This window comes from Catenulispora subtropica (assembly GCF_039531675.1).
Taxonomy (GTDB): domain Bacteria; phylum Actinomycetota; class Actinomycetes; order Streptomycetales; family Catenulisporaceae; genus Catenulispora; species Catenulispora subtropica.
This window is the reverse complement of the sequence record NZ_BAAAQM010000014.1, coordinates 1-18,271: the sequence shown is the minus strand read 5'-3', so window position 1 is coordinate 18,271 and position 18,271 is coordinate 1. Positions and strand designations below refer to the sequence as shown.

Annotated in this window: 13 protein-coding genes; 8 read left to right on the top strand and 5 right to left on the bottom strand. The window is 72.1% G+C overall.

What is annotated here, in order from left to right:
* Positions 1-72 precede the first annotated feature (72 nt).
* A complete protein-coding gene (locus tag ABD466_RS14205; RefSeq protein ID WP_344657487.1) occupies positions 73-807 on the top strand; it encodes an ABC transporter ATP-binding protein in 735 nt (244 codons plus the stop codon).
* Positions 807-3,290 (top strand): ABC transporter permease, encoded by a 2,484-nt coding sequence (locus ABD466_RS14200; RefSeq protein ID WP_344657614.1) that lies wholly within the window; start codon positions 807-809, stop codon positions 3,288-3,290. Before ABD466_RS14205 ends, ABD466_RS14200 begins: the two co-directional genes overlap by 1 nt.
* 94 nt (positions 3,291-3,384) lie before the next feature.
* On the opposite strand, the gene ABD466_RS14195 is transcribed toward ABD466_RS14200, so the two are convergent.
* The 3 genes from ABD466_RS14195 to ABD466_RS14185 are packed head-to-tail and all read right to left on the bottom strand — an operon-like array spanning position 3,385 to position 9,407.
* Entirely contained in the window at positions 3,385-6,456 is a 3,072-nt protein-coding gene (locus tag ABD466_RS14195) for a hypothetical protein (RefSeq protein ID WP_344657486.1), read from the bottom strand.
* Positions 6,453-8,327, bottom strand: coding sequence for an HSP90 family protein (locus tag ABD466_RS14190; RefSeq protein ID WP_344657485.1), 1,875 nt, complete (start codon positions 8,325-8,327; stop codon positions 6,453-6,455). Before ABD466_RS14190 ends, ABD466_RS14195 begins: the two co-directional genes overlap by 4 nt.
* A 12-nt stretch (positions 8,328-8,339) precedes the next feature.
* Positions 8,340-9,407: a hypothetical protein gene (locus ABD466_RS14185; RefSeq protein ID WP_344657484.1), complete on the bottom strand. Its 1,068-nt coding sequence runs from the start codon at positions 9,405-9,407 to the stop codon at positions 8,340-8,342.
* A 145-nt stretch (positions 9,408-9,552) separates the two neighbouring features.
* On the opposite strand from ABD466_RS14185, the gene ABD466_RS14180 reads away from it, so the two are divergent.
* The gene (locus tag ABD466_RS14180; RefSeq protein ID WP_344657483.1) at positions 9,553-10,161 is read left to right on the top strand and encodes a DUF3885 domain-containing protein; all 609 of its coding nucleotides are present in this window, start codon (positions 9,553-9,555) and stop codon (positions 10,159-10,161) included.
* 54 nt (positions 10,162-10,215) lie between these two features.
* Positions 10,216-11,709, top strand: a complete 1,494-nt coding sequence (locus ABD466_RS14175; protein ID WP_344657482.1) for a glycoside hydrolase — start codon at positions 10,216-10,218, stop codon at positions 11,707-11,709.
* 11 nt (positions 11,710-11,720) lie between these two features.
* Here ABD466_RS14175 and recQ read toward each other — a convergent pair whose 3' ends face one another.
* Both recQ and ABD466_RS14165 read right to left on the bottom strand, forming a co-directional pair.
* On the bottom strand, positions 11,721-13,748 hold the full coding sequence (gene recQ / locus ABD466_RS14170; protein WP_344657481.1) for a DNA helicase RecQ: 2,028 nt from the start codon (positions 13,746-13,748) through the stop codon (positions 11,721-11,723).
* A gap of 83 nt (positions 13,749-13,831) precedes the next feature.
* Positions 13,832-15,298 (bottom strand): MFS transporter, encoded by a 1,467-nt coding sequence (locus ABD466_RS14165; protein WP_344657480.1) that lies wholly within the window; start codon positions 15,296-15,298, stop codon positions 13,832-13,834.
* 51 nt (positions 15,299-15,349) lie between these two features.
* On the opposite strand from ABD466_RS14165, the gene ABD466_RS14160 reads away from it, so the two are divergent.
* From ABD466_RS14160 to ABD466_RS14145, 4 genes are all read left to right on the top strand, one after another.
* The gene (locus ABD466_RS14160) at positions 15,350-15,613 is read left to right on the top strand and encodes a hypothetical protein (RefSeq protein ID WP_344657479.1); all 264 of its coding nucleotides are present in this window, start codon (positions 15,350-15,352) and stop codon (positions 15,611-15,613) included.
* Positions 15,614-15,723: 110 nt separating this feature from the next.
* Positions 15,724-16,209, top strand: coding sequence for a hypothetical protein (locus ABD466_RS14155; protein ID WP_344657478.1), 486 nt, complete (start codon positions 15,724-15,726; stop codon positions 16,207-16,209).
* A gap of 70 nt (positions 16,210-16,279) precedes the next feature.
* The gene (locus ABD466_RS14150) at positions 16,280-16,849 is read left to right on the top strand and encodes a sigma-70 family RNA polymerase sigma factor (RefSeq protein WP_344657477.1); all 570 of its coding nucleotides are present in this window, start codon (positions 16,280-16,282) and stop codon (positions 16,847-16,849) included.
* A gap of 17 nt (positions 16,850-16,866) precedes the next feature.
* A complete protein-coding gene (locus ABD466_RS14145; protein WP_344657476.1) occupies positions 16,867-17,973 on the top strand; it encodes a hypothetical protein in 1,107 nt (368 codons plus the stop codon).
* Positions 17,974-18,271 lie beyond the last annotated feature (298 nt).

Genomic DNA, 18,271 nt, shown 5'->3' with positions numbered 1-18,271 from the left:
CGTGACGATGTCACGGGTCCCCGATGATCGCGTCTCTGGGGAACGGAGCCGCAGGTCGGCACGCTGATAAGCATGAACGAGGCGATCAGTCTGGAAGCCGTGAGCAAGGTCTACGGCAAGGGGCGCGGGGCCGTGGCTGCGCTGCGCGAGGTGTCGGTGGGGCTGCCCGAGGGCGGGTTCACCGCGATCATGGGCCCCTCCGGGTCCGGGAAGAGCACGTTCCTGCACTGCGCCGCCGGGCTGGACCGGCCGAGCTCGGGGCGGGTGCGGCTGGGCGGGACCGACCTGGCGGAGCTCAGCGAGACCAAGCTGACCGAGCTGCGGCGGGAGCGGGCCGGGTTCGTCTTCCAGGCGTTCAACCTGGTCTCGTCGCTGACCGTGGCGCAGAACATCACGCTGCCGCTGCGGCTGGCCGGCAAGCGGGCCGACGCCCGGCGGCTGGCCGCCATCGTCGAGCGCGTCGGGCTCACCGAGCGGACCGGCCACCGTCCCGGGCAGCTGTCCGGCGGGCAGCAGCAGCGGGTGGCCATCGCGCGGGCGCTGATCGCCGACCCCGAGGTGATCTTCGCCGACGAGCCCACCGGCGCCCTGGACACCATGACCGCGCGCGAGGTGCTGGGCCTGCTGCGCGAGACCGTCGACGCCCTCGGCCAGACCATCGTGATGGTCACGCACGACCCGGTCGCCGCCTCCTATGCGGACGCCGTCCTGTTCCTGGCCGACGGCCGCGTCGTCGACACCATGACCGGTCCCACCGCCGCCGGCGTCGCAGACCGCATGATCCGGCTGGGAGCGTGGGCGAAGTGATGCTCCCCCTGGCCTGGGCCACGCTCCGCCACCGCAAGGGCAATTTCATCGGCGCCTTCGTCGCGCTGTTCTGCGCTGCCGCGCTGGTCTGCGGCTGCGGCACGCTGCTCACCACCGGCATCCTCGGCGGCGTCGAGCCCGAACGCTTCGCCGCGGCGCCGATCGTCGTCACCGGCGACCAGAACGTGCACTCCGTCGAGGTCAAGGGCGACGGCAAGGTCAAGAACAAGGCCAAGCCGGTCGCCGACCACGTATGGGTCGACGCGGCGCTCGCCGACGAGATCAAGGCTCTGCCATCCGTGAAGGCGGTCTCCTCCGAGGTGCTGTTCGCGGCCTTCCTCCCCGGCGGTCCGACGGACGATTCCTTCGGCCACGGCTGGGAATCCGCATCGCTGTCCGGCCTCACACTGGCCGGCGGCCGGGCGCCCGCGGCTCCGGACGAGATCGTGCTGGACGCCGCCACCGCCGCGAAGACACACCTCGCCGTGGGCTCCTCGGCACCGCTGCGCACCGCTGTGGGCACGACCACCGTGCACGTCGTCGGCGTCACCGTTCAGGGCTTCCCGAGCCAGGCGGCGATCTACTTCAGCACCGCGCGGGCCCGGCAGCTCGCCGGTCACGACGGCCTCGTCTCCGCGATCGGCGTCTTCCCCGCGGCGGACGCCGCGGCCACCGCCAAGGACGTCCAGGCCCTGCTGGCCACGACGACGGCCGGCACGGTCCCGGCGCCCGTCGTCCACACCGGCGACTCCCGCGGCGCGGCCGAGTTCCCGGACTCCGCCAACGCCAAGGTCCGCCTGATCAGCATGGGCGCGGTGCTCGCCGGCACCTCGCTGATCGTCGCGATCCTGGTCGTGGTCGGCACGTTCGCGCTGTCGATCCAGCAGCGCCAGCGCGAGATCGCGGTGCTGCGGGCGGTGGCGGCGACCGGCCGGCAGGTCCGCAAGATGATCGGGGGCGAGGCGCTCACCGTGGGCCTGGTCGCCGGGGCCACCGGCGCGGTCGCCGGGCTCCCGCTCGGCTCCCGGCTGCACGGCGAGTTCGTGTCCTTGCACGTCATCCCGTCCAACGTCCCGGTCGTCATCTCGGTGTTCCCGGCCTTCGCCGCGCTGCTCGCCACGGTGCCGGCCGGGTGGGCGGCGGCGCGGATCTCGGCCCGCCGGGTGTCCCGGATCCGGCCGGTGGAGGCGCTCGGCGAGGCCGAGCTGAAGCCGCCGCGCGTGTCGGTCGTCAGGGTCCTGTTCGGGGTGCTGGCGACGGTCGGCGCGGTCGTGCTGACGGCGGTCCTGACGGCGCTGCACACCGACGCGGCGTCGACACCGGTGGCGTTCAACGCCGTCCTGCTGTGGTGCACGGCGCTGGCGCTGCTCGGGCCGCTGGTGGCGCGGCTCGCGACGGCCGTGCTGACCGTGCCGCTGCGGATCTCGCGGGTCGGCGGCTATCTGGCCGCGCACAACCTGCGGGCCGCCGCGCACCGGCTGGCGTCGGTCATCACGCCGCTGACGCTGCTGACCGGGATGGCCTGCATGATCCTGTTCTCGCAGACCACGGTGGCGCACGCCGGGGCGGAGCAACGGTCGGCGGGCGATGTCGCCGACTACGTGGTCGGACCGCGGGTGCCCGCGGACGCCGCCGAGGCCGTGAAGGCGGTTCCGGGCGTGACGACGGTGACGCAGGTCCTGCACACCACCGTCCGGACCGGCCTGATCAAGCGAAGCGTGCTCGGCGTGACGCCGCAGGGGCTGGCCGGCACGCTGGACCTCGGCGTCACGTCCGGCGCCGTCGCGGCGCTGACCGGACCGGGCACGGCGGCGGCCGCCTACGGCCAGGGCTACCACGTCGGCTCCCAGATCGCGATGACGCTCGCCGACGGCACCGCCGCGCACGTCACCGTCGTCGCCGTCTACACGCGGCAGCTCGGTTTCGGGGACCTGGTGGTGGCGCACGACCTGGTGGCGCCGCACGTGGACGTCCCGCTCGACGACGAGCTGCTGGTGAAGGCCCCGGGCGTGGCCCGGCCGGCGCTGGCCGCCGCGCTCGCGGCGGACCCGGGCGTGGGGATCAGGGACCGGGTGAGCGCGCAGTCCTCGAACGACGACGCGGGCGCCAAGATCGGCTACGTCTCGCTCGGCCTGATCATCGCGTTCACCGCGATCGCCGTGATCAACACGCTGGCGATGAGCATCAGCGACCGAGGGCGGGAGTTCGCGGCGCTGCGGCTCACCGGGGCGACCCGGCGGCAGGTGCAGCGGATGCTCGGGTGGGAGACGGCGACCGCGGTGCTGGTCGCCACGGTGCTCGGCCTCGCTGTGGCCGGCGCGGTGCTGACCACGTACGCCAGCGGCATCACGCGGGCCAGTGCCGGGGTGTCGGCGCCACTCGGGACGCTGGCGGCGGTGGTCGGGGCCGGGGCGGTGCTGGCCGGGGTGGCGACGTGGCTGCCGGCGCGGGCCACGCTGCTGGCTCTGAAGAAGGAGAGCTGAGAGATCTCAGCCGGCCCCGCCGCCGGTCGAGCCCGAAGAGGCCCGACCGGCGGCGGGGTCGTGAACACCACGACCGCAACCCACAGCCCCACCCTCAGCGCAACGCATCACGCAGCTTCCGCAGTGTGGCGGCGCCGTCGGCGTGCCCGGCGGCCTCGGCCTCGGCGATCGCCTCGTCCAGGCGGGCCTTGGCGGCGGCGGGGCGGTTCAGCGCCCGGAACTCGATGATCGCGGCGAAGCGGATCGCCTCGTAGCGCGGCGGGATCTCCGAGAAGCCGGGCCGGTCGTAGAGGGCGACCGACCGCTCCAGTTCCACGATCGCGTCCTCGGGGCGGCCGGCCGTGTTCAGGACCCAGCCGCGGGTGTAGCAGACCTGGGCTTCGTCCACATCGACGCTGACGAACTGCACGCGCGCGACCTCCGGATTGCCGGTCCGCAAGCGGTCGGCCTGTTCCAGGTAGCCGAGCGCCTCCTCCAGGCCCTCGGCGCCGTGGGTGTTCATGGCCTCGCCCGCCATGTCCCGCAAGGCCTCGGTCAGATCCGGGATCCGCGGGGCCGTCTCGTTGGCGGCGAGCGCCCGGGCCAGCGCGGCCCGGGCGCCGTCCCAGTTCCGCGCCAGCGCCAGGGCGCCGGCCGCCTCCGCCGCCGCGGCGGTCAGGCGGCTCGGGTCCGGCCAGCCGTCGACGGCGTCGGCGACGTGGAGGAACTCCACCGCGGCAGCGCGCGGTTCGTCCAGCGCCAGCAGTCCACGCGCCAGGTCGGCGCGGATCTGGACGGTGAGCATGGCGGCGCGGGTCGGGTGCTTGCGGGGTCCGGGAGAGGCGTCTTGCGACTCCGTCTCCGCGTCGGCCTCCGTCTCCGCTTCCGCGGTCGCACCGGCCTCCGCCGTCGCACCGGCTTCCTCAGAGTCCTGATCCTCACCCGCGATCGGCGTGTCGACCAGCGTCTCCAGCACCGCCACGGCGTCGGCCACCTGCCCCTGCAACGACAACGCGTTGCTCATCCGCCACCGCGTCTCCACGGCGCCGAACGTGTCGCCCTCGCGGTCCAGCCGCACGGCCGCCTCCGCGAACGTGCGTACCGCCGTCGCCAGTTCGCCGCCCTGCAAGGCCGACTCGCCGAGCAAGCGGTACAGATGCGTCAGCTCCTCGGGGTCGACCGCCGGGTGGGCCTCGGAGATGCCGGTCTGCAGCGTCTGCACGGCCTCGCCGTAGCGTTCCTGTCCGGCCAGGGCCAGGCCGAGGAGCATCCGGGCGCGGTGCATCCGCCACGGCCACTCCAGCGACCGGAAGATCTCGATCGCGCGCCGCGCGGCGGCCTCGGCGGCCACCGGGTCGTCGTGGGTGGCGTCGTACTCGGCGAGCGACTCCAGCACCAGGGCGACGCGTTGCGGGATCGCGAACGCCTCCGCCTCCGCGATGAGGGTCCCGGTCTCCTGTTTGAACATCTCAGCCCAGTGCGCGCGGTCGGCCGGATCCTCGGCGCGCAGCGCGGGATTGCGAGCGGTGAAGACCCGGCTCTGGCGCACCACCAGCTTCTGGATCCGGGCGTCCTGCAGGGCTTCGGCGTCCGCGAAGCCGCCCGCCGCCAGCACCGCGTCGATCCGCTCCAGCAGGGCGTCCAGCGCGGGCCACGCCTCGGCCGCCGCCGACGCCGCGTCCGCCTCCTCGCCGCGGATGGCCCGGCTCCACAGGATCCGCGCCTCGGAGGCGATCACCCGATCCGGCCGCCCGGCCCGCTCGTAGTGCTCCGCCGCCTCGGCGAAACACCGCCCGACCTCGTCCCACTCCCGCTTCCCGTGGGCGCGGCTGGCCCGCTCGGTCGCGATCTCGCCGCGCAGCACGTCGTCCAGCTTGTCCGCGTCCGGACCGGCCGCCCGCTCCAGCAGCACGTCCCACAGCTCCTTGGAGGACGGATGCGTGTGCCGGTCCAGCCGTAGCACCTCGGCGACCAGTTCGGCGAAGTCGTCCGGCACCACGGTCGCAGGGGCCTGCGAGGCGGCGGCCGCCGGACCGCCCGCGTGCGGCACGGCCGGCGCCGTCTCGGCGCCCTCCAACACCGCCGACCGCACGCCGAGGTTCAGCTCCGGCACCAGCGGCCGCTGGGCCAGCCGCGCCGCCCGCCGCCCCGACACCGCCGCGTTGCCGTTGCGCGCGTCGAACCGGGCGGCCAGCGCCTCGGCGTCGGCCGCGACCGACGCGGTCAGCTCCTCGACGGTCCACTCCCGCCCCAGCGGGCCGCCGCACGGCGTGGCGCCGTACCCGGCCCCGGCCAGCCGCCGCAGCAGCACCTCGACACCGGTCAGGAAGTCCAGCCGGTTCAGCGGCGACGCCGTGAACCCGAACAGCGTCCGGTTCTGCGCCAGCAGCTCCAGCCCGCGCGCCTCGTTCCCGGTCAGCGCGCAGAACTCCAGGTGCCGGCCCACCTCCGCCAGCTCCGACTCCTTGCCGCGCACCGCCCGGTACGACGCCAGGTGCGCCCCGCGCGCGTCGTCGAGTCTGCCGAGCCGCACCAGCGGCAGCAGCGCCCGCGCCTGGCTGGACTGCGGCTCCTCGTCGCAGGTGCTGCGGCCGTCCAGCGTCGGCTCCAGCTCGGCCAGCCCGCGCTCGTCCTGGCCCCGGTCGAAGAAGTACCCGGCCCGGGCCCGGGCTTCGCAGGCCTCGCAGTCGCTCATCCGCACCCGGCCGCGCGTCGCCCACAGCTCGTAGGCCAGCTCCTCACCCTCGCCCACGTGGTCGGCGAGCGCGTACAGCTGCCCGTACACCGGCTGCAGCCCGTGCCCGGCGGCCTGGTAGCGCTTGCGCATCTCGGCGATCCAGCCGCGGATCGCGTCCAGCGGCACCTCCGGCGTGCCCAGCAGCCCGGAGCCGACCCACTTGAAATACCAGAAGACCCGGTGCGCCTCCCAGTCGTCGAACGCCTTCGGGTTCCGGTCCCACAGCCGCAGCAGCCGGGCGAACGCCACCGGGTACTTCACGCTCTCGCCGCTGCCGTGGTAGGCGCTCATCAGCTCCACCAGGGCGGTGACGGTCACCTCGTCGTCGCCGAAGGACTCGGCGGCGTCCGCGATCTCCTCGGCGATCGCCGCCTTGGCCCGGCCCGCGGCCCGGTCGCGGTTCTCCCGCAGCGCGCCGAAGAACTCCTCCCGGGTGCTGAACCCGCTCACACGTCCCCCCGTATGTCGGTGTCCGGATCCCCGGCCCGGTCCGTCGTCCCCGCCGCGGCGTGCGCCGCGAACTCCAGCAGCCCGATGAACGACCGGTTCAGCAGCGCGTGGTCGGCCGGCCGCAGCGGCCGCCGGGACAGCAGCAGCGCCTGCCCGTACAGCGCCTCGATCGCGGTCTCGGACAGCGCGGCGTCCCCGATGTCCGCGATCCTGCGGATCAGGGGATTGAGATGGTTCACGATCAGCTGGGCGCGCGGCGCCGAGGAGCCCAGCGAGCCCAGGATCCCGGCCCACAGCTCGTCGGCGTCCGCCGACAGCTCGGCCCGCCGCCGCTCGTGCCGGGCCTCGCGGTTGTCCACCAGCATGGCCGGCACGCCGACCGGCTGGAACGCGCGCAGCGCCACGTCGGTGTCGAACTTGTCGCACACCGCCCGGGCCCGGGCCAGGAACGCCGCCGCGGCCAGCTCGGCCGCCGGGTCCACGGTGTCCAGGTGCGCGCTGACCGTCTCCGGGTCCAGGTCCGCGACCGTGACCCCGGGCCGGATCTCCGGCAGCCGCAGCACCAGCTCGCGGTCGTAGACGTAGCCGCCGTTGACCACGCCCAGCCCGGCCGAGGCGGCGATCGGCGCCACCTGCCGGAACTCCTCGACGCTCTGCGTCACCAGCACCACCGGGTGCGCGCGGGCGAACTCGTCCAGGCTGACGTTGCCGTCCGTGGTCTCGAAGGGCAGCCACGGCAGCAGCAGCGCCAGCAGCCGGTCGTCGTACCGCGCCAGCGCCTTCACCGCCAGGTGGTGCACGTCCAGGAAGCGCCGCAGCAGTCCCAGGTCCGAGGCGGCCAGGCCGACCAGCCACTCCCGGATCCGCTCGCCGATCGCGTCGCGCACCGCGGCCAGCGTCTCGTCCTCGTACAGCGCCTCGCGCGAGGCGGTCGGCCGCAGGCCGGTGGTGTCGACGACGCAGGACACGAAGAAGGCCCAGTCCGGCACCAGCTCCTGCGCCTGGTCCGAGAGCAGCATGCCCTTCAGGTGCACGCGGTGCCCGGCGTGCTTGGTCGGGTGCACCGGCGTGGGCAGCACGAACGCCACGCCCTTCAGGCCGACCAGCGGGATGTCCAGGTCGATGGTGTCCAGCGGCGTGAAGTCGAACAGCGCCTTCGCGTACCCGGCCAGCGCCTGGCGCCGGGCCAGCGGCGAACCGTGCGGCCGGTCCCAGACCGGCGGGGTGTCGTTGACCTTCGCGGCGTCGCCGAACTTGTCGACGACCTCGACGTCGTAGCGCAGGAGCGAGCCGAAGTGCCGGGCCAGCCGCAGCACCCGGCCCGGCTCCAGCCACTCGCTGCCGTCGGCGCGCGGCACCAGGGTGACGGTGGTGCCGGGCTCGGCCACCGAGCCGGGCGGCAGGGTCTTGATCCGGTACGTGCCGTCGCTGCGCCCGCGCCACTCGACGGCCGGCGCGGACGCGTCCCGGGCGCTGCGCGAGACCACGGTGATCTCGTCGGCGACCACGAAGCACGCCAGCAGTCCGATGCCGAACTGGCCGATGAAGTCCTGGCGGGCCGCCGACAGGTCCAGGCCGCCGTCCTCGGCGCGCTTGGACGACCGCCCGATGGTGGCCAGGAACGTGTGCACGTCGGACTCGGTCAGACCGACGCCGGAGTCCTCGACCTGGATGCCGCCGTCGACGCCGGTCCGGATGGTGATGCGCGCCGGGGCGGAGGCGTCGAGCAGGCGGCGCGCGGTGATGGCGTCGACCGCGTTCTGCATCAGCTCCCGCAGATAGACTTTGGGGGAGGAGTAGAGGTGGTGGGAGAGCAGGTCGACCAGTCCGCGCAGGTCGACTTGGAAGGTGTGGCCGGGTTCGGTGCTCACTGTCGGGATCCTCTACTTCTTCCGCTTCTTGACGCAGTCCTGCCGGGCCACCGCGAACGCCTTCCCCGGGTCGCCCCGGTACTGCCACGGGGACCTGGTGGCGTGGTCCCCGATCCGCTCGAAAAGCCGTGCCGCCGTGTCCTTGTCGCCGCCCAGCCAGAACGCCATCGCGAAGGCGTTGAGGGCGTTGTACGGCGTGGACGTCGGCGCGAACGCGGGGTGGAAGACGGAGGCGTCCGCGGCCGCTCGGAGTTCCTCGAGCACGGAGCCGCTCCGGATGTACGCGTCGTCAAGCCCCTGCTCCAGATCCAGCCAGTGCTCCAGGTGCGCCTCCGCGACCAGGGCGCCGAGCCCGCTCCCGGGCGGCGCGCCGGCCAGCGCCTCGCGGGCGAAGGCGTGCATCTCCTCGTGCGAGCCGCCCCACTTGGCGCACAGCTGCTGCAACATCTGGCCGTGCAGCCCGAGGTGGCCGGGGGCGCGGCGGACGCCGGCGTCGAAACGGCGGCGGGTGACGTCGGCACCGTGCTCGAGTCCGCGGCTGACGATGCACAGCGTGTACCAGGGCGCGGCGTTCTCGGGGTCGAGTTCGGCGGCGGTGTAGAGGATGTCCTCGGCGGCGCGGAGCCGGTCGTGGAAGACGCGGAACTGCTCCTCCGACACCTTCGAAGCCCGGTACTCGGAACGGGCCTCCCAGGCCCAGGCGGTGTGCCGGGCGCCGGCCACGGTGAGCGCCAGCGGGTCCTGCGGCAACTGCTCGGGCAGCTTCAGCAGGAAGTCGCCGGCGAGGTCGTCGACGCCGGCGACGAGGAAAGTCAGGCGGTCGTAGTCGCCGCGTTCGCGCACCGGCCGGAGGATCGCCTCCATGCCCGGCCAGTCGGCGCTCTGCGCGGCCTGCCGTAGGGCGGCCGCTTCGGGATCGCCGTGGGTGCGGTCGATCGGTACCGGCTTCACGGCGGCCGGCCCCGTGCCGGCCCGTCCGGCGCCACCTCCCCGTTGTCCCGTGCGGCTCTTCGAGAACGCGCGGGTGGCCGACGCTACGGCGATGACGGCGACCGCCACCGTCGGGAAACTCGACGACAAAGTGGATCCCCTCCGTTGGACCGGTCCGGCGCGATTCACGGCCCGGCAGGGGCTACGGTAGCCGACAGGGGCGCCGCTGCGGTAACCGGTTCGGTGCTTCGCCGCAGGTCAGGAATCCATGCCCTGGTCGTGGGAGGGGGCCGTCGTGAGCACTGAGGCACAGCGGGGATCGGCGGTGTCCGCGACCCTGTCGACGGTGTGGCGGGAGCGGTTCGGGGACCGCGCGCCGGTCGCGCACGAACTCCCGGCCCGGTTCCCGGAGCGCTGGGTGCGCTTCCACAGCCTGCCGGGCTCGAAGCGGTACGCCACCGACGCCTTCGAGCGGGCGACGGTCCTGCACCGGCACTATCTGGTGCTCACCGAGCTGTTCGCCGGCCGCGAGGTGTTCATCCTGACCTCGACCTTCTCCGGTGCCCCGCACCCGCCGCCGCGGACCCGGTTCGACGTCCGGATCAACCCGGGTGCCGTGCGCTGGCGGTCGTTCCTGTCCTCCGAGGGCACGGATCCTGAGTTCATCGCCTTCACGCACGTGTACGCCGCGTACACGCCGTGGCGGGACGGCAGTCTGGATCGGCTGCTGAGCGCGGCCGCGCAGTGGCGGACGGCCAACGTCATGATCGCCGACGGCGGACTGGAGCGGCTGTACCACCCGTACGACGGCGGCGCCGACGTTCTGCTCGCGGATTCCGTGGAGCGGAATGTGCTGCGGGACCGGCACGCGGACTGGCTTTCCGTTCACCCCTCGGGCATGTGAAAAGCCTGCCCCGGAAGTATGGCGGACGAGCCGTTAATCCGTAGGCTGACATTCGTGGCCGAACATACTTTCCGTCGTCGTACCATCCTCGCCGCGACCGCTGCCACCGCAGCCGGCGCCTCGTTCTCGGCGCTGGGCGCCACCGCCGCGCACGCCGACTCTTCGACAACCATCGACCCCGGCACGTCCTGGGGCACCTGGGAAGGCTGGGGGACCTCCCTGGCCTGGTGGGGCAAGGCGTTCGGAAACCGGGACGACCTGGCCGACATCTTCTTCTCCCTCAAGGACGCCCCGTACAACGGCGGCACGTTGCCGGGCCTCGGCCTGAACATCGTCCGCTACAACGCCGGCGCCTGCAGCTGGAACTCCATCGGCGGCGCCACCATGGTCCAGGGCAAAGCCGTGGCGGCTACCCGGCAGATCGAGGGTTACTGGCTGGACTGGTATTCCAGCGACCCGGCTTCCGCCAGCTGGAACTGGTATGCCGACGCGCCTCAGCGGAACATGCTGTGGAAAGCCCGGGACCGCGGGGCGAACATATTCGAGCTCTTCTCCGACTCGCCGATGTGGTGGATGTGCTACAACCACAACCCCTCGGGCTCGGCGGACGGGACCTCCGACAACCTCCAGTCGTGGAACTACCAGCAGCACGCCGTGTATCTCGCGACGATCGCGAAGTTCGCGCAGGACAACTGGGGTTTCCAGTTCCACTCGGTCGAGCCGTTCAACGAGCCGTCGGGGTACTGGTGGAAAGCCGACGAGAGCGCGCAGGAGGGCTGCCACTTCGACGTCTCGACGCAGCAGACCGTCATCGGCCATCTGCGCGGCGAGCTGAACGCCCGCGGCCTCGGCGCCCTGGTGACCGCGTCCGACGAGTGCCACTACGACGACGCCACGGCGACGTGGAACGCCTTCAGCGCGGGCACCAAGGCCGACGTCGGGAAGATCAATACTCACGGCTATTCGTACGGCGGCGGCCGGCGCGACCTGCTCTACTGGGCCGCGAGGAACTCCGGCAAGACGCTGTGGAACTCCGAATACGGCGAAAACGATCCCTCGGGCATGTCCCTGGCGAGCAACCTGAACCTCGACTTCACCTGGCTGCACCCCACGGCCTGGTGCTACTGGCAGGTGGTCGACGGCGGCAACTGGGGGCTGATCGACTGCGACGAGGCGGCCGGGGTCACCGGCGCGGTGAACCCGAAGTACTACGTGCTGGCGCAGTACACCCGGCACATTCGCCCGGGGATGCGCATCATCGGCAGCGGCGACGGCAACACCGTCGCCGCTTACGACGTGGCCAACCACAAGCTGGTCATCGTCTGCACCAACTACGGCACCGGCCAGTGGATCAACTTCGACCTGTCGAAGTTCGGCACGGTGACCGGATCCGGCGGGGACGGCCTGGTCGGGCGCTGGGCGACGCAGACCGGCGGCGGTGACGCGCACACGTACTGGGCCGACACCTACCTGCACGGCAAGCGGTTCTGGTCGTGGTTCTCGCCGAACACGGTGCAGTCGTTCGAGGTGGAGGGCGTCTACCTGTAGCGCCGCGCTTGTCAGTCCTCGTAGTACGGGGGCTCGTCTTCGTACGGGGGTTCCTCGTCGAACAGCGGCTCTTCAGGAAGCGGGAGCTCTTCGGGGACGGATGGCTTGGCCGCCGCCTGGGGTGCTCCCGCCTGGGATGCTTCCGCCTGGGGAGCTCCCGCGTGGGGCGTTCCTGTTGGGGGTTCTCCCGCCAACGTGTCCAGGATCCCCTGTCCGTACTTGGCCAGCTTGTTCTCGCCGACGCCGCTGATCGTCCCCAGCTGGGCCAGCGTCGTCGGCACCATCGAGGCGATCGTCCGCAGCGTCGCGTCGTGGAACACGACGTAGGCCGGAACGCCCTGCTCCTTGGCCGTCGCCCCCCGCCAGGCGCGCAGCTTCTCGAACAGCGGCTTGGCCTCGTCGGGCAGTTCCGCGACCGCGGCCGCGGCCGCCTGCTGACGGGCCTTGGCCGCGCGGGCCGGCTTCTCCGGCTCGCGGCGCAGCATCACCTTGCGGTCGCCCCGCAACACCGCGCCGCTGTCCGGCGTGAGCGCCAGCGTGCTGTAGTCGCCTTCGACCATCAGCAGGCCCTGCGCGAGCAACTGCCGGACCACGCCGCGCCACTCGCCGTCGGTGAGGTCGGTGCCGATGCCGAAGACGCTCAGCTCGTCGTGCCGGAACTGGGTGACCTTCGGCGTCTTCTTGCCGAGCAGGATGTCGATGGACTGCATGGCGCCGAAGCGCTGGCGGCGCTCGGACTTCAGGCGGTAGACGGTGGACAGCAGCTTCTGCGCGGGCACGGTGCCGTCCCAGGACTGCGGCGGGTTGAGGCACGTGTCGCAGTTGCCGCAGGGCTCGCCCTTCTGACCGAAGTAGGCCAGAAGCTGAACGCGGCGGCATTCGACCGTCTCGCAGAGCGCGAGCATCGCGTCCAGGTGCGCGGTGAGCTGGCGGCGGTAGGAGTCGTCGCCTTCGGAAGCGGCGATCATCTTGCGTTGCTGGACCACGTCCTGCAGACCGTACGCGAGCCACGCGGTCGACGGCAGCCCGTCCCGGCCGGCGCGCCCGGTCTCCTGGTAGTAGCCCTCGACGGACTTGGGCAGGTCCAGGTGCGCGACGAAGCGCACGTCCGGCTTGTCGATCCCCATGCCGAAGGCGATGGTGGCCACCATCACCAGACCGTCCTCGCGCAGGAACCGGGCCTGCGCCGCGGCTCGCGTCCCGGCGTCCAGACCCGCGTGGTACGGCAGGGCGCGGATCCCGTTGTCCACCAGGAACTGCGCGGTCTTCTCGGTGGAGGCCCGCGACAGGCAGTAGACGATCCCGGCGTCCCCGGCGTGCTCGGTCCGCAGCAGCTCCAGCAACTGCCGGTTGGGTTCGGCCTTCGGCACGATCCGGTACTGGATGTTCGGCCGGTCGAAACTGGCCACGAAGTGCTTGGCCCGCCCCAGGTTCAGCCGCTCCGCGATCTCCCGGTGCGTGGCCTCGGTGGCGGTCGCCGTCAGCGCGATCCGCGGAACGTCCGGCCAGCGTTCGTGCAGCATCGAGAGCGCGAGGTAGTCGGGCCGGAAGTCGTGGCCCCACTGCGCCACACAGTGCGCCTCGTCGATGGCGAACAGCGAGATCTTGCCGCGGTCCAGCAGTTGCAGCGTCGACTCCGAGCGCAGCCGTTCGGGCGCCAGGTACAGCAGGTCCAGCTCCCCGGACAGGAACATGGTCTCCACGAACCGGCGCTCGTCGGCATTCTGGGTCGAGTTCAGGAAGCCGGCCCGCACGCCCACCGCGTTCAGCGCGTCGACCTGGTCCTGCATCAGCGCGATCAGGGGCGACACCACCACCCCGGTGCCCGGTCGCACGAGCGCGGGGATCTGGTAGCAGAGCGACTTCCCGCCACCGGTGGCCATCAGCACCAGCGCGTCGCCGCCCCCGACCACGTGGTCGACGATCTCCCGCTGCGCGCCCCGGAACGAGGAGTAACCGAAGACCCGGCGCAGGACCTCGCCGGCTTCGCCTGGTTCAGCGGCTTCGAGCGCGGAATGGGACGGTTCGGGGGATGCCATGCGACGAGTCTACGGAGGTGGACCGGTGGCGCGGTGGGATCCCGGGGATCGGGCCCGCCGCGCCACCGGACAGCCACCCTCGGCTACTCGGCCTCGCGCGGTCCCTGCACCATCGGCCGCACGACCACCAGCGTGATCACCAGGCACACCGCGTAGAGGCCGATCGCCACCTCGAACCCCGCGACATAGCCCCGCGTCAGCGCGCCACCCGGATCCGCACCGTTCGCCGCGTGCCCACTTCGCCACACCGCGACGCCGGCCAACGCGGCGACGCCCAGCGCGGCCCCGACCTGCCCACCCGCGGTCAGTAGCGCGGAGCCGATTCCGGCCTCGGAGCTGTCGATACCCCGCACGCCGATCGCGGTGCCGGCCACCGCCGTGACACCGATGCCGACGCCGGTGAGGGCCGAGGCCGGCATCAGGACGGCCAGGAAGGCGGAGTGCGGTGTCAGAGTGCAGAACCATCCCGTCCCCGCGGCGGACAGCAACAGCCCGAGCGAGAGCGCCACGCGTTCCGAAGCCCGCTTGAGCAGTTGCGGTCCGACCGCTCCGGTGGCGAGCCCGGCGCCGACGGCGAACGGCAGGAACATCAGCCCGGTCCGCAGAGGCGAGTATCCGCGGACCTGCTGGAGGTACAGGGTCACGAAGTAGAACGTGGCGAACGTCCCCGCCGCGGTGAGAACGGTGACGGCGTTCGCGGCGGCCCGTCCGGGTTCGTTCAGCACACCACGGGGAATCATCGGCGCCGGACTGGACCGCTGCGCGTAGACGAACTCGACCAGCAGCGCCGCGGCGACGGCCAGGCAGGCGAGCACGACCGCGTCGGACCAGCCGTCTTCGGCCACCCGGTTGACCGCGAGGATCAGCGCTCCGACTCCGAACGTCGCGAAGACCGCGCCGCGCAGGTCGATGGAGGTCCGTTCGGTCTCGCCCTCGCTGAGCGCGGTGATCCCCGGCAGGATCACGACCACCAGCGGAACGTTCACCCACAGCACCCAGCGCCAGCTCGCGTACGTGGTGAGCACACCGCCTGCCAGCAGGCCCGTGACCGAGGCCATCCCGGTCGCCGCGCCGTACAGCCCGAGCGCCCGCGTCCGCCGCTCGCCCTCGGGGAACGTGCTGACGAGCAGCGACAACGCACCGGGGGTGGCGACGGCGGCGCCGATGCCTTGCAGGCCGCGCGACACGACCAGCGCGGTCCCGGTCGGCGCCAGACCACCGAGAAGCGACGCCGTTCCGAACAGGACCAGTCCCGCACGGAAGACGCGCTTGCGCCCGAACAGATCGCCGACCCGTCCCGCGACGAGCATCAGCCCGCCGAACGTCAGCGCATAGGCGTTGAGCACCCAGTTCAGGTCCGACGCGGCCATGTGCAACGACCGCCCGACGCTCGGCAGGGCGACGATCATGATGGTGCCGTCCAGGACCACCATGAACCGTGCGAGCGCGATGACGAACGTCGCGACGCCGAGACCGGACGGCGCGGGCAGACCGGGGGACGCGGACGTCTCGAGCGTGGGCTCGAAGCTGGCCTCGTCGTAGGCCGACATGTCAGGCCCCTCTCTCAGCCCGCGTTCCCGGACCGCGAACCGCTCCCGTCCGTGGGCCACATCTCCGTCCGCCGGTACGCGTCCCGCGACTGGTCCCGGTACGCGATCCGGAACGGCTCGGGCATGCGGTCCAGAATCTCCGCCTCGTCGGCCCGGGCCCGCCGGCAGCTGCGCCGCCTGGAAACGCTGGTCGAGGGCCTCCAGGACGATCTGCTCACACCGCTCACCGCGCCGGAACGCGAACAGCTCGTCAGGCTTCTGATTCGCTTGCTCGACCACCATGGCAGCGGTCCCGGCGGGCCGGCGCACGCCTGACGCGGCCATCACCCGAACGAGCGATACCAGGCATCCGGCGGCATAACTAAGGTTGTCAGGATCCTGTCAACCCGCCCACGATGGTGAGGCGGACTTCTGGGGGTACCGGGATGACCGACGCCGTCGGACGGATCGTGGCGGTCGCGGCGTCGGGAGCGGTCGCCGCCGCGGTGGTCGTGCTGCCCAGCGGGTGCTCATCAGGGGCCGGATGCCGCGCGGCCTCGGTCCACGTCGTGCCGCCACACGTGACGGACACCAAGGCGGCCTTCGATGTCAGCGCCACGCTGACGGCCTCCGGCCATCCCGTCTCCGGGGCGAACCTCGCCTTCTGGGGCTGGGGCCGCCCGCCCGGCCAGACCTCGTCGGTGGGGACGCCGTTGGGGAGCGCGGTCACCAACGCTGTGGGCACGGCGACACTGCACGTACCGGCGCAGGGCGCCGCCGACGTGAACGCTCTCGGCCGGCTGAGCGGGACGGAGTTCGTGCGGGTGAGCGTCGACTTCGGCGTCACCAGGCTCGGCGGGCAGGCGTACTGCGCGGCGAAGGGCGAAGCGCAGGTGGCCTGCGGGACGGGGGAGTGCACGGTTTCGCGGTAGGCGGGGTGGTCGCGGATCCGTATCCCGGCGCGATGCAACCTCGGGGCCTTCGGCGCGCTCAGACTTTCACGTGACGCACGCGTTCGACGAGTTCTCAGAGTTCGCCCAGGCCCGGCAGGGCCACCTCCGGCGCTTGGCGTTCCTGCTGTGCGGAGACTGGCACCACGCCCAGGACCTGACGCAGACCGCGCTGCTCAACCTGTGCCGCCACTGGAACAAGGCACGGCGCGCCGAGTCGCTGGACGCGTATGCGCACAAGGTGCTCGTCCACGCGTATCTGCAGCACCGCAAGAAGTACCAGCGGGATGCCGAGCGGGCCCTCGACTTCACTCGACAGGTCGAGGGCGCGAACGGCTCCTCGGCGGCGCCGTCGGCGCAACCCGAACTCCGGCTGACGCTGCTGACCGCCCTCGCCCAGCTCGCGCCGCGCGGCCGTGCGGTGCTGGTGCTGCGGTTCTGGGAGGACCTGAGCGTGGAGGCCACGGCCGCCGTACTCGGCTGTTCCACGGGCAACGTCAAGAGCCAGTCGTCGCGAGCCCTGGCCAGGCTCCGCGAGATCCTCGGCGACTCGCTCCTCGACGGCTTCGCGGAGCCCTCTGAAGACAGACCACTGATCCGGCCGGCACGACCGGCCGCCTGAGACGGATGGTGAACCCGATGACCGATGACCCGACCACCCCGGCGCAGATCCGAGGGGTCTTCTCCGCGACGCTGACCGACGAGCCCGGCCTGCTGGACATGGTTCCCGACGCCGTGGCCGGGGCCCGGGCCCGCAGGCGGCGGGAGCGGGTGACGTACGTTGCCGCACCGCTGGCGATCGTCGGGCTGGCGGCGGGGGCTTACGCGGCCGTCCCCGCGCCGAGCCGGGGTGAGCAGAGCAGTGCCGCCTCGCCGACGGCCACGAGGACGCCGGGCGCGCACACGACGCCCGCGGCGGTGAACACGCCGGAGGCCAAGTCGGCGGTGGCGCCCATTCCAGCGCTCGCGGACCCGTTCGCCCATCCGGGGACGCCCGAGGAGAACTGCCAGGGCAACTTCAGCGGGCCCCCGACGGGCCAGGCCCACCCCACGGTCGCCGAGCAGAAGGCGCAGTGCGTCGCCAATCTCACCGCCCTGCGAGCGCTCCTCCCCGGTGACACCGTCGTCCTGGAGCACTCGTTCCAGCCGGGCGGCCCTCAGCTCGACCAGCTCATGACCGGGATGCACGACATCAATGTCCGACCGCCCGGCACCAAGCTCCCCGAACTGGCCGCCACGGTGGTCTCGATCCTCAACGACCCGAAGGACCCGAGCAACCATGTCGACCCGAACAACTTTCTGGTGAAGACGCCCACCGGGGTCATGAAGCTGTGGTTCGCGGACGGCCCCGGCGACGGCAGCGGTACCAAGTCCGGCACCGGCCAGTGCGAGAACGGCAAGAGCGGAGGCACGACCAGCAAGCCCTGCAGCGCCGTGACCCTGGCCGACGGCACCGCCGGCGACTTCGTCGCCTACCCCAACGGCGTGATCGAGATCGTCATCCCGAACGACCCCTACGGCAACGAGTTCTTCTTCCTGCTCGGCCACAGCGAACGTGACGTCCTGGGCACCACGTACACCGACGGCGGCGGCGGACAGTGGCTCGACCTCGCCACGGGCGTCGTGCACCAGGGCAACCGCGACGTCCCGAACCCCTACACCAAGGACCAGATGCTCGCGCTCACCGGTTCCCAGGGATTCCTCGCGTTCTATCAGCAGGTCGCGAAGGCGCTGTCCGGGCACTGACACGATCGCGTCGTGGCTACTGCTCGTCCTGAAGGTCGGACCGCACCCCCCCGAATCAGTCTGCTAACTCGTATGCCGTAAGGGAGGGTGCGTGTTCGCCGCCTGATGCGGTAAGTACACTGAAGGCGCCTTGAGTGGGCCGGTGCGATAAACCATCGGATACCTGTAGGTAGCTGCGTAGCTGTTTGGCCGGGGGGAAGTGCGAGCATGTCGCGTCCGACGGACTGGGACGTTCTGGATCTCGACCATGATCCGACGCCGGGGGATCCGTTCCGGATCAAGGAGTTGGGTAAGCGGC